The sequence below is a fragment of the Geodermatophilus sp. SYSU D00696 genome (genome assembly GCF_054050235.1).
Genome location: NZ_JBJGYY010000007.1, coordinates 134906 through 148868 on the forward strand (window position 1 = coordinate 134906; position 13963 = coordinate 148868).

The 13963-nt window shown below is 75.6% G+C and carries 11 protein-coding genes; 9 read left to right on the plus strand and 2 right to left on the minus strand.

Features of this window, described 5'->3' with window-relative positions; genetic code table 11:
* The first annotated feature begins 76 nt into the window (after positions 1-76).
* The 5 genes from ACI79O_RS06950 to ACI79O_RS06970 are packed head-to-tail and all read left to right on the plus strand — an operon-like array spanning position 77 to position 5239.
* Positions 77-2053: a histidine kinase gene (locus tag ACI79O_RS06950; protein WP_456913660.1), complete on the plus strand. Its 1977-nt coding sequence runs from the start codon at positions 77-79 to the stop codon at positions 2051-2053.
* Positions 2050-2727, plus strand: a complete 678-nt coding sequence (locus tag ACI79O_RS06955; RefSeq protein ID WP_456892475.1) for a response regulator transcription factor — start codon at positions 2050-2052, stop codon at positions 2725-2727. Before ACI79O_RS06950 ends, ACI79O_RS06955 begins: the two co-directional genes overlap by 4 nt.
* Positions 2728-2785: 58 nt before the next feature.
* A complete protein-coding gene (gene era, locus ACI79O_RS06960; RefSeq protein ID WP_456892477.1) occupies positions 2786-3700 on the plus strand; it encodes a GTPase Era in 915 nt (304 codons plus the stop codon).
* Positions 3697-4485, plus strand: coding sequence for a DNA repair protein RecO (gene recO / locus ACI79O_RS06965; RefSeq protein WP_456892479.1), 789 nt, complete (start codon positions 3697-3699; stop codon positions 4483-4485). The genes era and recO overlap by 4 nt, the downstream gene beginning before the upstream one ends.
* On the plus strand, positions 4475-5239 hold the full coding sequence (locus tag ACI79O_RS06970; RefSeq protein ID WP_456892481.1) for an isoprenyl transferase: 765 nt from the start codon (positions 4475-4477) through the stop codon (positions 5237-5239). The genes recO and ACI79O_RS06970 overlap by 11 nt, the downstream gene beginning before the upstream one ends.
* Positions 5240-5255: 16 nt before the next feature.
* Here ACI79O_RS06970 and ACI79O_RS06975 read toward each other — a convergent pair whose 3' ends face one another.
* Positions 5256-6812, minus strand: coding sequence for a serine/threonine-protein kinase (locus tag ACI79O_RS06975; protein ID WP_456892483.1), 1557 nt, complete (start codon positions 6810-6812; stop codon positions 5256-5258).
* 204 nt (positions 6813-7016) lie between these two features.
* On the opposite strand from ACI79O_RS06975, the gene ACI79O_RS06980 reads away from it, so the two are divergent.
* The 3 genes from ACI79O_RS06980 to ACI79O_RS06990 are packed head-to-tail and all read left to right on the plus strand — an operon-like array spanning position 7017 to position 10459.
* Positions 7017-8564: a hypothetical protein gene (locus tag ACI79O_RS06980; RefSeq protein WP_456913661.1), complete on the plus strand. Its 1548-nt coding sequence runs from the start codon at positions 7017-7019 to the stop codon at positions 8562-8564.
* A gap of 36 nt (positions 8565-8600) precedes the next feature.
* The gene (locus tag ACI79O_RS06985; RefSeq protein ID WP_456913662.1) at positions 8601-9032 is read left to right on the plus strand and encodes a hypothetical protein; all 432 of its coding nucleotides are present in this window, start codon (positions 8601-8603) and stop codon (positions 9030-9032) included.
* On the plus strand, positions 9032-10459 hold the full coding sequence (locus ACI79O_RS06990; RefSeq protein WP_456913663.1) for an FHA domain-containing protein: 1428 nt from the start codon (positions 9032-9034) through the stop codon (positions 10457-10459). The genes ACI79O_RS06985 and ACI79O_RS06990 overlap by 1 nt, the downstream gene beginning before the upstream one ends.
* A gap of 224 nt (positions 10460-10683) precedes the next feature.
* Here the strand turns inward: ACI79O_RS06990 and ACI79O_RS06995 are convergent, their stop codons facing one another.
* The gene (locus ACI79O_RS06995; protein ID WP_456913664.1) at positions 10684-12795 is read right to left on the minus strand and encodes a cation:proton antiporter; all 2112 of its coding nucleotides are present in this window, start codon (positions 12793-12795) and stop codon (positions 10684-10686) included.
* Between the two features lie 280 nt (positions 12796-13075).
* Here ACI79O_RS06995 and ACI79O_RS07000 point away from each other — a divergent pair.
* Positions 13076-13963, plus strand: an 888-nt coding sequence (locus ACI79O_RS07000; RefSeq protein WP_456913665.1) for a protein kinase domain-containing protein, incomplete at its 3' end; no start/stop codon positions are given.

Sequence of the window (13963 nt, forward strand, 5' to 3'; positions counted from 1 at the left end):
ATCGGGCGCCGGTCCCGACTCGCGGTGGTCCGGGTGTCCCTGGTCGCCGGGACACCGGCGTGTGCATCATGTCGCGGTGCCCAGCCCCCGGACCGCGCTCGCCGTCGCCGGGGCCGGTGCCGGGATCGCCTGCGCCGCGGCCGCCGTCGTCGTCGCGCTGACCGGCCCGGGGGAGCCCGACCTCCCCGCGCTGGCCTGGGGACTCGTGGGCGCCACCGGCTTCGGCGGGCTCGGCGCGCTGGTCGCCGCGCACCGCCCCCGCCTGGCGGCCGGCTGGCTCATGCTGCTGGTCGGCGTCTGCAGCGGCGGTGTCGCCCTGGCGACCGTGTACGCGGCGGCCACCCTGCCCGCCGACCCCGGCTCGGCCTCCGGCGCGCTCGCGTTCTGGATCTCCACCTGGCTGTGGGTCCCCGCCTACGTCCCGGTGCCCGGCCTGCTGCTGCAGGTGCTGCCCACCGGGCTCCTGCCCGGACCGCGCTGGCGGGCCGCCGCCTGGGTGTCCGCCCTCGCCTGCGTCCTGGGACCGCTGGGCTGGGCGATCACCCCCTACGCGGAGCAGGACCAGCCGCCGCCCGCCGCCTACGGCCCGGTGGAGAACCCGGTCGGGGTCCCCGGCGCCTGGGCGCTGGTCAGCGTCGCCCTGCTGCTCTTCCTGACCAGCGCGGTGCTGGGCGTGGCCTCCCTCGTCGTCCGGCTGCGGCGCAGCGCCGGGCTGGAGCGCGAGCAGGTGCTGTGGGTGCTGGCCGGCGCCCTCGGGACGGTGCTGTTCCTCGCGCTGGCCTGGGCCGTGCCCGCGGCGCAGGCGCTGCTGGTCGCGGCGGCGCTGCTGCCGCTGCCGACCGCGATCACCTGGGCGCTGGTGCGCACCCGACTCTGGGACGTCGACCGGGTGCTGGGCCGCACGCTGGTCTACCTGTCGCTGAGCCTGCTCACCCTGGCCGTCTACGGGCTGCTGCTGGTGCTGGCCGGGCGCTTCCTCGGCGCGCTCACCGGCCGGTCGGACCTGCTGGTGTTCGCCGTCGCCGCCGTGCTCGTCCAGCCCGCGCGCGACCGGCTGCAGCGGGCGGTCAACCGGCTGCTCTACGGCGAGCCCGTCGAGCCCGAGGTCGCTGTGAGCGGGCTGGGCCGGCGGGTGGACTCCGCGACCTCGCCGTCGGAGGTGCTGCCCGGCGTGGTCGAGGTGCTGGCGCGCACGCTGCGCCTGGAGCACGTCGCGCTGCGGCTGCCCGGCCGCGCGCCGGTGACCCACGGCGAGCCCGCCGGCCGGGTCGAGACCCTGCCGCTGGTCCACCAGGGCCGCCCGGTCGGGGAGCTGGACCTGGTGCTGCCGGTGGGCGGGCTCGGACCCCGGCTGCGGGCGCTGCTCGGGGAACTGGTCCGCCAGACCGCGCAGGCCGCGCACGCCGTCCTGCTCGGTGAGGAGCTGCAGCGCTCCCGCGAGTCGATCGTCACCTCCCGCGAGGAGGAGCGGCGCCGGCTGCGGCACGACCTGCACGACGACCTCGGCCCCGGGCTCGCGGCCACCGCCATGCAGCTGGAGGCCGCCGCCGAGCTGGTGCCGCTCGACCCGCACCGCGCCGCGACGATGCTCGACTCCGCCGCCGCCTACCTGCGCGGCAGCGTCGCCGAGGTGCGCCGGATCGTCGACGACCTGCAGCCGGCCGCGCTGTCCGACCTCGGGCTGGTCGGCGCCGTCCGCGCGCACGCCGCCCGGCTGGCCGACGGCGGCATCGACGTCGTCGTCGAGACCGACGGCGACCTGGGCGACCTGCCGGCCGCCGCCGAGGTCGCCGCCTTCCGGATCGTGGGAGAGGCCGTGACCAACGTCGCCCGGCACGCGCAGGCCACCCGCGTGCACGTCACCCTCGCGCACCGCGACGGCGCGCTGCACCTGTGCGTGGCCGACGACGGGATCGGTGTCCGCCCGGGCACCTGGACCGGCGTCGGGCTGGGCTCGATGCACCAGCGGGCGGCGGAGCTCGGCGGCAGCTGCACCGTGACCAGCGGCCCGGGGACCACGGTGCGCGCCGTCCTGCCGGCGGGTGCGGCGTGACCGCCCGCCGGACGACGGTGCTCGTCGTCGACGACCACCCGATGTTCCGCGAGGGGCTGGTGGCCCTGGTCGACGCGCTCGACTGGGCCGAGGTCGTGCAGGAGGCCGGGGACGCGGCGGCCGCGGTCGCCGCCGCGCGGGAGCACCGCCCGGACGTCGTGCTCATGGACCTGCACCTGCCGGCCGGCAACGGCATCGACGCGACCGCGCAGATCACCGCCGAGCTGCCCGGCACCGCGGTGCTCGTGCTGACCATGGTCGAGAACGAGGACGCCGTCGCCGCGGCACTGCGGGCCGGCGCCCGGGGTTACCTGGTCAAGGGCGCCAGCCGGGCGCAGATCTCCCGGGCGCTGGCCGCGGTCGCCGACGGCGAGACCATCCTCGGGCGGGAGGTCGGAGGCGCCCTGGCGCGGCTGGACGCCTCCGGCGACGCGCTCGCCGCCTTCCCGACCCTCACCGACCGGGAGCGGGAGGTGCTGGGCCTGCTCGCCACCGGGATGACCAACGGGCAGATCGCCGGCCGGCTGTTCCTGTCGGACAAGACGGTGCGCAACGTGGTCTCGTCGGTCTTCGCGAAGCTGCAGGTCGGCAGCCGGGCGGAGGCGGTGGCGCGGGCCCGCGACGCCGGCCTCGGGGGGGCCGCTCCGGGCCTGGGGGTCGCGCCCCCGGCGTGAGCCGGGCGCCCGCGGGTGGCGGGCGGGGGATGTCGTCGGGCAGTGGGAGACTGGTCCGGTGAGCACGCCGGAGCAGCCGTACCGCAGCGGCTTCGCCTGCCTGGTGGGCCGTCCCAACGCCGGCAAGACCACGCTGACCAACGCCATCGTCGGCGAGAAGGTCGGCATCGTCAGCAACCGGCCCCAGACCACCCGGCACGCCATCCGCGGCGTCGTCCACCGGCCCGGCGGGCAGCTCGTGCTGGTCGACACCCCGGGCCTGCACAAGCCCAAGAGCCTGCTCGGCCGCCGGCTCAACGACGTCGTCCGCGACACCCTCTCCGAGGTCGACGTCGTGGTGTTCTGCATCCCGGCCGACCAGCCGGTGGGCACCGGCGACCGGTTCATCGCCCGCCAGCTGCAGGACGTGACGGCGCCGGTGGTGGTCGTCGTCACCAAGACCGACGCCGCGTCGAAGAAGCAGGTCGCCGAGCAGCTGGTCGCCGCCAGCGCGCTGGTCGAGGCCGCCGAGGTCGTCCCGGTCAGCGCCGTGCGCGGCGACCAGGTCGAGCTGCTGGAGGACCTGCTGGTCGGCCTGCTGCCCGAGGGCCCGCCGCTGTACCCCGAGGAGCAGACCACCGACGAGGACACCGACCGGCAGATCGCCGAGCTCGTCCGCGAGGCGGCGCTGGAGAAGGTGTTCCAGGAGGTGCCGCACTCGCTCGCGGTCACCGTCGAGGAGCTCGTCCGCCGTCCCGACCCCAAGCGCGAGGGCGCGGAGCTGGTCGAGGTGCACGCGCTGCTGCACGTCGAGCGCCCGAGCCAGAAGCCGATGCTGCTGGGGAAGGGCGGGTCGGTCATCAAGGCGATCGGCACCGAGGCCCGCGCCGGCCTCGAGCAGCTGCTCGGCGCGCGCGTCCACCTCGACCTGCACGTCACCGTCCTGGGCGAGTGGCAGGACGACCCGAAGAAGCTGAACAGGCTGGGGTATTGAGCACCACACCGAAGTCGCTGTACCGCGACGAGGGGATCGTCCTGCGCACCCAGAAGCTGGGGGAGGCCGACCGGATCGTCACGGTCCTCACCCGCCGGCACGGCAAGGTGCGGGCGGTGGCCAAGGGCGTGCGCCGCACCAAGAGCAAGTTCGGCGCCCGGCTCGAGCCGTTCAGCCACGTCGACCTGCAGCTCTACACCGGCCGCACGCTCGACATCGTCAGCCAGGCCGAGTCGATCCGCTCCTACGGCCCCGGCATCGTCGCCGACTACCCGGCCTACACCGCCGGCACCGCCGTCCTCGAGACCGCCGACCGGCTCACCGCGGAGGAGAAGGAGCCCTCGCTGCGGCTGTTCCTCCTCGTCGTCGGGGCGCTGCGGGCACTGTCCGAGCGCACCCGGCCCGCCGGGCTGGTGCTCGACGCGTTCCTGCTGCGCGCGATGTCGGTGGCCGGGTGGGAGCCGGCGCTGGGCGACTGCGCGCGCTGCGGCATCGAGGGCCCGCACCGGCACTTCTCCGTCCCGGCCGGCGGCTCGGTCTGCCGCGAGTGCCGCCCGACCGGCTCGGCGATGCCCAGCCCGGTCACCATCGCGCACCTGGAGGCCCTGCTGTCGGGCGACTGGGAGCGGGCCGAGGCCAGCGAGAACGCGCAGCGCCGGGAGGGCAGCGGGCTGGTCGCCGCGCTGCTGCAGTGGCACCTCGAGCGCGGCCTGCGGTCGCTGCCGCTGGTCGACCGTGCCGACCTCGCGCCCCGGCGGGAAGCGGGCCTGCTGAGTGAGGCGTGAGGTCAAGGCGCCGGACCCGCACCGCTCCGGGGTCCGCCCGCCGGCGATCCCGGCCGACCGGGTGCCCGGCCACGTCGCGATCGTCATGGACGGCAACGGGCGGTGGGCGCAGGAGCGCGGGCTGCCGCGGACGGCGGGCCACGAGGCGGGAGAGTCCTCGCTGTTCGACTGCGTCGAGGGCGCCATCGAGCTCGGCGTGAAGGCGATCAGCGCCTACGCCTTCTCCACGGAGAACTGGCGGCGCAGCCCCGAGGAGGTCCGCTTCCTCATGGGCTTCAACCGCGACGTCATCCGCCGCCGCCGCGACGAGATGCACGCGCTGGGCGTGCGGGTGCGCTGGGCCGGCCGGCGGCCGCGGCTGTGGCGCAGTGTGGTCAAGGAGCTCGAGATCGCCGAGGAGCTCACCCGGGACAACGACGTCCTCACCCTCACGATGTGCGTCAACTACGGCGGCCGCGCTGAGATCGCCGACGCCGCCGCCGCGATCGCCCGCGAGGCCGCCGCCGGCCGGCTGGACCCGGGCAAGGTCGACGAGCGCACCGTCGCCCGGTTCCTCGACGAGCCCGACATGCCCGACGTCGACCTGTTCGTCCGCAGCTCCGGCGAGAACCGGACGAGCAACTTTCTGCTCTGGCAGTCGGCCTACGCCGAGTTCGTCTTCCTCGACACCCTCTGGCCCGACTTCGACCGCCGACACCTGTGGGCCGCCTGCGAGGAGTACGCGCGCCGCCAGCGCCGCTTCGGCAAGGCCTGAGGCGGCCTCTCCGGCGTCACCCGAAGCCGGACAGGCCGGCCTCGTCCCACCACTCCACCAGCCGCGCGAGCCCGGCCAGGCCGCCGTTGCGGATGGTCACCACGGCCTGCGTGGCGTCGTCGGTCTCGGTCCAGATGAGCACCGCGGTGTTGTCCGCGTCGACGTAGCAGGCCACCTGCCCCATGACGACGCCGTCGAGGGTCCAGTCCTGGTAGCCCTGCGAGGCCGGGCAGGTCGCCCCGTTCTCCAGCGCGGTCAGCCCCAGGCCGGTGACGTCGTCGGCGAACACGGCGTCGGCGGTCTGGCCGTCGGGGTAGAGGAAGAACCGCGCGGTCCGCGGGCCGGCGGCACTGACCGCGGGACCGCAGTCGACCGCGGCCACGTCGCCGTCCCCGGCGGACGGCGCCGGCCGGCACCCGGGCGCGTCGAAGTCGGCCGGGACGATCGCGAGCAGCGCGTCGTGCTGCGGTCCGGGCACCGGCCGGTCGGGCGGGTCCGCGGCCGGGGCGCCGCCGGAGCCGGCGGTCAGCACGACGACCACGAGCACCGCGGCCAGCAGCGCCGCCGCCGTCAGCAGCGCGGCCGGCAGCAGCGGACGGCGGCCGGCCGGGGGCGGGGCCGGCGGCGCGGCTGGGAGCGGCGGGCTCTGCGGAGGGCGGGGCGCCGCGGCAGCGGCGACGGATGGCCCCGGCGGTGGCGCGGCCGGGCGGGTGTGGGCGACCGGCGGGACGGCGGCGGGCGGGGTCAGCGCCCGCCGGGCGGCCGCGGCCAGCGCGCCCGCCGAGGGCCAGCGGTCGGCGGGGTCCTTGGCTAGGCCGCGGGCCACCACCGCGTCGAGGGCAGGAGGGACGCCGGGGCGCAGCCGCGACACCGGGGGCGGGACCTCGTTGAGGTGCGCCCACATCTGTGGCGCCAGGCCGGTGACCGGGAACGGGCGTCGCCCGGTCAGCGCCTCGAACAGCACGCAGGCCAGCGAGTAGACGTCGGCGCGCGCGTCGGCCGGCCGCTCGAGGAACCGCTCGGGGGCCATGTAGTCGGCGGAGCCGACCGCCGAGCCCACTTGCGTCAGCGCCGTCGCGCCGCCGTCACCGGCGATCGACCGGGCGATGCCGAAGTCGACGAGGTAGACGAACTCGTCGTCCCCGGTGCCGCTGAGCAGCACGTTGCTCGGCTTGACGTCGCGGTGCACCAACCCCTCGGCGTGCGCGGCGTCGAGGGCGTGCGCCACCTGGCCGACGACCGACACCGCCCGCGCCGGCGCCAGCGGACCCTCCTCGGAGATCACCGTGGCCAGGTCGCGCCCGCGGACCAGCCGCATGTCCAGGAAGAGCCGGCCGTCGATCTCGCCGTAGCGGTGGATGGGCACGACGTGCGGCTCGGACAGCCGGGCCGCGGCGTGCGCCTCCCGGCGGAACCGCTCCCGGTACCCGCGCTCGGTGGCGAGGTCCTCGGCGAGCACCTTGAGGGCGACGGTCCGCTGCTGCTCGGTGTCGAAGGCCCGGTACACCTCGCCCATACCGCCCCGGCCGATGCGCTCCTCGAGCCGGTAGGGGCCGAACTGCCGCAACTCCACCCGCGACCTCCCGCACCGGTGGCCGAGCCGGGGAGCCGGCCCCGACGGACGTCGCGGCGCAGTCTAGGGGCGCCCGGGGGCCCCGGACGCGCCCCTCCGCGTGGGCCGGGACAACGGTTCGGGAGACCGCGCCGGAATCCGTTGACAGCCCGCCGACCCCGCCCGACAGTGGCGGCTCCCCGACAGAGGACGGACGCCCCCACCGTGAGCGAGAGCACCGCCGCGCCCCCGCACGCCCAGCACCAGCCGCACCGGCCCGGCGACCTGACCGACGCCCTGGTCGCCACCGACCTGTGGACCGACCAGATGGTGGCCGAGGCCGGCATCCCCGTCGTCGACGTCCCCTTCGTCACCGTCGGCGGTGGCGTGGGGTCGTTCGTGCTCGTCGACTACCTGCGCATCTGCGGTGTCCCCACCGACGCCATCCGTGTCCTGACGCAGCAGCGCACCCCCTGGGAGAGCTACGAGTACCTGACGGCGGTCTCCCAGATCCCGCGCGGTGAGCGGCTGCGCTCGGACTCCTCCGGCACCCCGGACAACATCTGGGGCTTCCCCGGCTACGCCATCCGCGAGGCGCTGCAGGGGGACCTCAAGCAGGCCTGGAACGTGCTCGTCGAGCCGGTCCTCGCCGACTACTACACGCCGAAGGCCGGGATGGTCTTCGACGCGATGGAGAAGGAGATGTACCGGATCCGGTGGCCGGAGATGGTCGTCCCCGGCCAGGTCCGGATGACCCGCCGGCGGGTCGGCGGCGGGTACTTCACCGTGCTCACCCCGCCGGAGGGCGCGACGCCCACCCGGCGGATCGCCTACCGCAGCCAGTTCGTGCACATCGCCGTCGGCTACCCGGGCCTGCGCTTCCTGCCCGACCTGCAGGAGTACCGGGCGGAGCACAACGACTACAGCCGGGTGGTCAACGCCTACGAGCCGCACGAGCACGTCTACGAGCGGATGCAGCAGCGGCCCGGCACCGTGCTGGTCCGCGGCGGCGGCATCGTCGCCTCCCGCGTCCTGCAGCGGCTCATCGACGACCGCGACCGGCGCGGCCTGAACACCCAGGTCGTGCACCTGTTCCGCACCTACGTGGACAGGCCGCACGGGCCGAGCCTCTTCATGCGCCGCAAGGGCGCCGACGGCTGGGCCTACCAGGGCTTCAACTGGCCCAAGTCGACCTGGGGCGGCCAGCTGCGGTCCCGGATGTCCCGGCTCGAGGGCGAGGAGCGCGCCCGGATCTACAAGGTCATGGGCGGCACCAACACCCCGGTGCGCAAGGACTGGCAGGAGCAGCTCGCCCGCGGCCGGCAGCAGGGCTGGTACCGCGTCGTCATCGGCCAGATCGACGGGATGCGGCCGGTCGGCGACCTGGTCGAGGTGTCGGTGAACAGCGACCAGGGCCCCCAGGTGGGCACCTTCGACCACGTCATCGACTGCACCGGCCTGGAGGCCGACATCCGCGAGCACCGCGTGCTGGCCGACCTGCTCGACCACTCCAACGCCCAGCGCAACCCGCTCGGCCGCCTCGACGTCCGGCCCGACTTCGAGGTCACCGGCACCCGCAACGGCGGCAAGCTCTACGCCTCGGGCAGCGCCACGCTCGGTGGCTACTTCGCCGGCGTGGACAGCTTCCTCGGCCTGCTCGTGGCCGCGCAGGAGATCACCGACGACCTCGTGGCCCAGGGGTTCGCCCGGAAGCTCACCCCGGGGCGGTCCACCAGCCAGTGGTGGAAGTGGGTCCGCAACACCACCATCTGACGCCCCCTCCCGACGTCGTCTGCGAGAGAGACACCCGTGATCCCCACCCTGAACGGCCGCATCCAGACCCGGGTCTTCCTGCTGGCCACCGTCGGCGTCCTGTGGACGCTCGTGCTCACCCCCCTGCTGCCGACCGGGGCGTCGCTCGGTGCGTCCTACGGGGCCACCTTCTCGGTGCTGCTGATCGTCACCGTGCTGGGCGTGCTCTGGGAGCTCGTCTACCACGGTCTGCAGCAGTTCCGGTGGGAGAAGGACTGGCCGACGTTCCTCACCCTCGTCACCGGCATCCCGGAGGGGCTGCTGGTCTGGTTCCTGCTGGCCGGCGGCGCCACCTGGGTCGACAGCATGCCGGGCCCGGCGTTCGTCATCCTGTTCTCGACCACCTGGCTGCTGGTGTTCCTCGTCGCCAACGGCCCGATGCGCGTGCCGTTCGTGCACTGGCGGAACCAGGGCGGGAGACTCATCTGATGTCGAGTCCCCCGCCTCCGCTCCTCGGTCCCGACACGGCGGGGGCCACGGTCACTCCCTTCGACCAGGTCGCGGTCCGCGTGGCGCCGGGCCCCGACCTCGTCGTCCGGCTGCCCGGCGTGCTCCTCGTCGTGGCGGTCACCACCCAGCCCGCCGCGGCCGCCCCGCCGCCGCCCCGGCCCGCCCTGGCGGGCTGGGGGCCGGCGCCGGCACCGGCCCCGCCCGTGGCCGCGCCGGCCGGTGACGCGCCCGTCGGTGAGCTCGTCGCCCTCTGCCGCCGGGTCTCCGCCGCCGGATCGCGCGCTCCCGGCGTGCGGCTGCACGAGGAGCTGCGCAGCTGGCTGGGCACCGTCGCCGACCCGCCGTCGTTCGCCGTGGTCGCCGCCACCGAAGACGGGCTGGCGCTCGTGCTCGTCGGCGGCGGGGCCGCCGAGGTGCCCGACCTCGGGCTGCGGCTGACCGCGGCGCAGGGGGAGCGGCAGGACGACGGGACGGAGGTCCTCGACCGCTTCGTCACCTGGCCGCCGGCGGCGCTGCACGTGTCGGCCGGCTCGCCGGTGACCACGGCGCCGCACCCGCTGGCCGACCTCGTGGCGGGCGTCGTCCCCGGCGCGGCGGCGGTGCTGTCGCCGGCACCGGCGCCCTCGGCGGCGCCCCTGCCGCCGGCCGGGACGGGGGTCGGCCGCCTCCCCGCGCCGCACGCGGCGACGCCGCAGCAGCCCCCGCCACCGCCGGTGCCGGCTCCGGGAGGTGCCCTCGGGGGATCCGCCGCCGCCCCGCCTCCGTCCCTCGAGAAGGCAGCCCCGCTGCCCCCCGCGCCGGAGCTGCCCGCGCCCAAGAAGTCGGCGCGGCTGTTCGACGCGCCGCCCGAGGCCGAGCCGCCCCGCGAGCCCCTGCCGATCCCCGGCGCCGAGCCGGCGTCGGCCCCGGCAGCCGAGCCGGAGGACGACCGGCCGAGGGTCAAGGGCATCGTCTGCAAGAACGGTCACCTCAACGACCCCCGTGTGAGCTTCTGCGCGCTGTGCGGCATCCGCACGACCCAGCAGACGACCGTGCTGGTCGAGGGCGTCCGCCCGCCGCTGGGCCTGCTCGTGTTCGACGACGGCGCGACGGTCAGCCTCGACGCGGACTACCTGCTGGGCCGGGAGCCGGAGACCGACGCGCGCGTCGCCTCCGGCGAGCTGCGGCCCCTTCTGGTCGTCGACCCGACCGGCGGTGTCAGCCGGCACCACGCCGAGGTCCGTCTCGAGGGGTGGGACGTGCTGCTGGTCGACACCGGCTCGGCCAACGGCACGCTCGTCGCCCCGCGCGGGGCGCCGGGGTGGGGGTCGCTGGTGCCCCACCAGCCGGTCCGACTGACCCCGGGCATGGCGGTCCGCATGGGCGGCCGCCAGTTCGCCTTCGAGTCCCCGCACGGCGCCTACTGACCCGTCCACCGCGCACGGTCCGGCGCCCGTCCTCCGTCCGGGGGACGGGCGCCGCTGTGTCGCCGGGGTCCGGCGCGCGGTCGTGCTCTGCCCCCGGTACGGACCAGAGCACGACCGTCCGCAGCTGCACCCCGGGCGCCGGGCCGGAGCCTCCGCAGACCCCCGGACGCGACGGAGCCCGCGTCCCCGAACGGGACGCGGGCTCCGCAGCGCGGGCGGGACGCTCAGACGGTGCCGGGCCGGGCGGCGATGCCGGCGAGGGTCTCGTCCATGTCCCGGTCGGCGTCGGCCGTGCCGGCGTGCACCAGGAGGATCGGCGTCAGGTCGTCCGCGGCCGGGAGGGGCCCGGCACCCGCCGGCGCCACCAGCAGCGAGGGCAGCGCCTGGCTCTCCGGCTCCACCTGCACCCCGGCCCGGCGCAGCGAGTCGGCCACGCTCCGCTTGACCGTCCGGCGGCCCTCGCCGGCGCGCAGCTGCAGCGGCACGGAGCGGCCGAGGGAGGCGTGGGCGGCCAGCCGCAGCGCGGCCCGCCCGTCGGCGCCGCCGTCCTGGACGACCGCCACCGGGCCCTGCGGCTGCAGCACCGCCGATCCCAGCTCCCCGGACACGGTGACCACCGAGCCGTTCAGCGACGGCGGCCAGGGGGTGCCGGAGCCGTCCGCGGTCAGCGCCTCCTCGACGATGCCCCAGCCGCTGCGCACCAGGACGACGTCGGCGTCGCTGCTGCCGGCGAGGTCGGCGACCTCCGCCCACGGGTCCTCGCTGAAGCGTGAGGCCACCGACGCCTTGAGCCCGCGGGCCTCGACCTGCCGGGCCAGCGTCCGCAGCTCGCCGGCGACGGTCGCCATGAGCTCCAGGTCGGCGCCCAGGCCCGAGGAGACCTCCGGCTTGGGCCGCGAGCGCCGCACGACGCGGGTGAGCACCACCTGCGCCGGCTGCTCGCGGCCGACCAGGTCGCAGGCGAGGTCGACCAGGCCGGCGTCGCGGTCGACGTCGTCCACCACGACGACGACCGTGTAGGCCTCGGTGAGGCCCATCTCGGCGCGCTCGGCCGCGGCGATGTCGCGGTCGAGGATCCGTTGCGGGTAGATGACGTTGAGCAGCGGCGAGGTCATCACCGTGGTGACGACGGCCATGATGACCATGAGCGTGAACATCTCGGCGTCGAGCACGCCCTGCTGGACGCCGATGTTGAGGATGACCAGCTCGGTCAGCCCGCGGGTGTTCATCAGCGTCGCCAGCGCGCTGGCCTGCCGGTGCGGCACCTTCTGCGCGCGGGCCGCCGCGTACGCGCCGATGAACTTGCCGGAGATGGCCACCAGCAGGATCAGCGCCAGCTCGCCGAGGCCGGTGAGGTCGATGGCACCGATGTCGACCTGCAGGCCGGTGACCACGAAGAAGACCGGCAGCAGGAGCAGCACGCTCACCTGCTCGAGCCGGTCGATGATCTCGTGGTTGAGCCGGGCGGCGCCCTTGCGCGGCATGACCACGCCGAAGAGGAAGGCGCCGAAGATGAAGTGGATGCCGATCTCCTCGGCCACCCAGGCGCTGGTCAGGATGCCGATCAGGACGCCGGCCAGCATCTCCGGGGTCAGCTGCCCCAGCCGCTCGTAGCGGGTGACCAGCACCCGCAGCAGCGGCTTGACGACCAGGAACATGACCAGGGCGAAGACCACCGACAGGCTCAGGATGAGCGCGACACCGGTGAACGACGTCGCCGCCACGATCGCCACGACGACGGCCAGCAGGCACCACGCGAGGACGTCGTCGACCGCGGCGCAGGCCAGGGCCAGCACGCCGGTGGGGATCCGGTGCATCTGCCGCTCGGCGAGGATGCGGGCGAGCACCGGGAACGCGGTGATCGACATCGCGACACCGAGGAAGAGCGCGAACCCGAGGTAGGAGATCGCCGCGGTGGAGCCGTCCTCCGCGGTGAAGACGTCGTGGTTGGTGTGCAGGTACGTGGCCAGCAGCACGCCGAGCGCGAACGGCAGGAGGATCGAGGCCAGCGACACCGAGACGGCGATCTTCTCCCGCCCGCGGATGAACGACAGGTCGACCTCGAGGCCGATGAGGAACATGAACAGCACCAGGCCCAGCTGCGCCAGCACGTTGAGGAACGGCCGGATGTCCGGCGGGAACAGCAGGGTGTCGAGGTCGCCGGGCAGGGCGCCCAGCAGGGTCGGCCCGAGCAGGATGCCGGCGACGATCTCGCCGATCACCGCCGGCTGGCCGACCCGGCGGGCGAGTCGGCCCATCAGGCGGGCGAGGACCATGATCACGGCCAGGTCGATGAAGACGTAGGCGACGATCTCTGCGACGGGGCGCGGCTCCACGAGATCTCCGGATGACGTGTACGGGTGGGTGGCAGGGCCGCCCGGGGACTGTCGCGACCGCGGTGCGGTCGCGGGCCGGCCGAGGGCTCCCGGGCGGCGACGGGCGCGGAGCGTAACGGCGGTCTGCGCGGTGTGGGGTGCTTCGCCGCGCGGTGACGGGGGCCCATCTCGCGGGGCGGATCGGGTTCCCGGACGGCGGTGCGGCAGGCACACTGTGCCGCTGCCGCGTCGCGGCGTCCCGGTCGTTCCGGGGGGAGAGCAGCGTTTCAGGAGGACAGGGATGGATGCCGTCGGCCTGGTGGGCCCGGCGCCCGCCACCATCGCGGACTACCAGGTGGTCCGCGTGCTCGGTGAGGGCAACAACGGCCGCTTCTACCTCGCCCGCCCGCCGGCGCGCCTGGGCCTGCCCGACGAGTACGTCGCGGTGAAGGTGTTCACCGGCACGCACAGCGAGCAGGCCTACGAGCGCGGGGTCCGGGAGCTGCGGGCCTTCGCCCAGGTGGCCTCGCCCTACCTGGTCAAGGTCTACGACGCGGTGCTGCAGGACAGCTTCCTGTACGCCATGGAGTACTGCCCGCTCGGCTCGCTGGCCGCGCCGGCCCGCCCGCTGGGCCGCGGTGAGGTGCTGCGGGCGGTGGCGCACGCCGCCCACGCCGCGCACGCGCTGCACGAGGCCGGCCTGACCCACGGTGACATCAAGCCGGCCAACATCCTGCTGACCGAGGACGGCGGCAAGCTCTCCGACCTCGGCCTGGCCCGCTACCTCGCGCCGGGCGTCACGCTGACCGGCATGGCCAGCGCCGCCTCCGTCGAGTACCTCGACCCGGCGCTGCTGCGCGGCGACCGGCCCTCGCGCGCCACGGAGGTCTTCGCCCTGGGCGCCACGCTCAACCGGGCCCTCACCGGCACCGGCCTCTACGGCGAGCTCCCCGACGGTGAGCCGCTGCTGGCGATCCGCCGGGTGATGAACGCCGAGCCGGCGATCAGCCCCGGCCTGACCGACGACGAGGCCGCGCTGGTGTCCGCCTGCCTGGCGCCGGTCGGTCAGCGCCCCGCGACCGCACTGCAGGTGGCCGAGCGCCTCGACGCGCTGGCGGCGGGGGGCCGCCGGCCGCCCCCCCGGGGCGCCCCCCCCCCCGGCGCCCGGGCCCCCCCGCGCGGGGGGGGG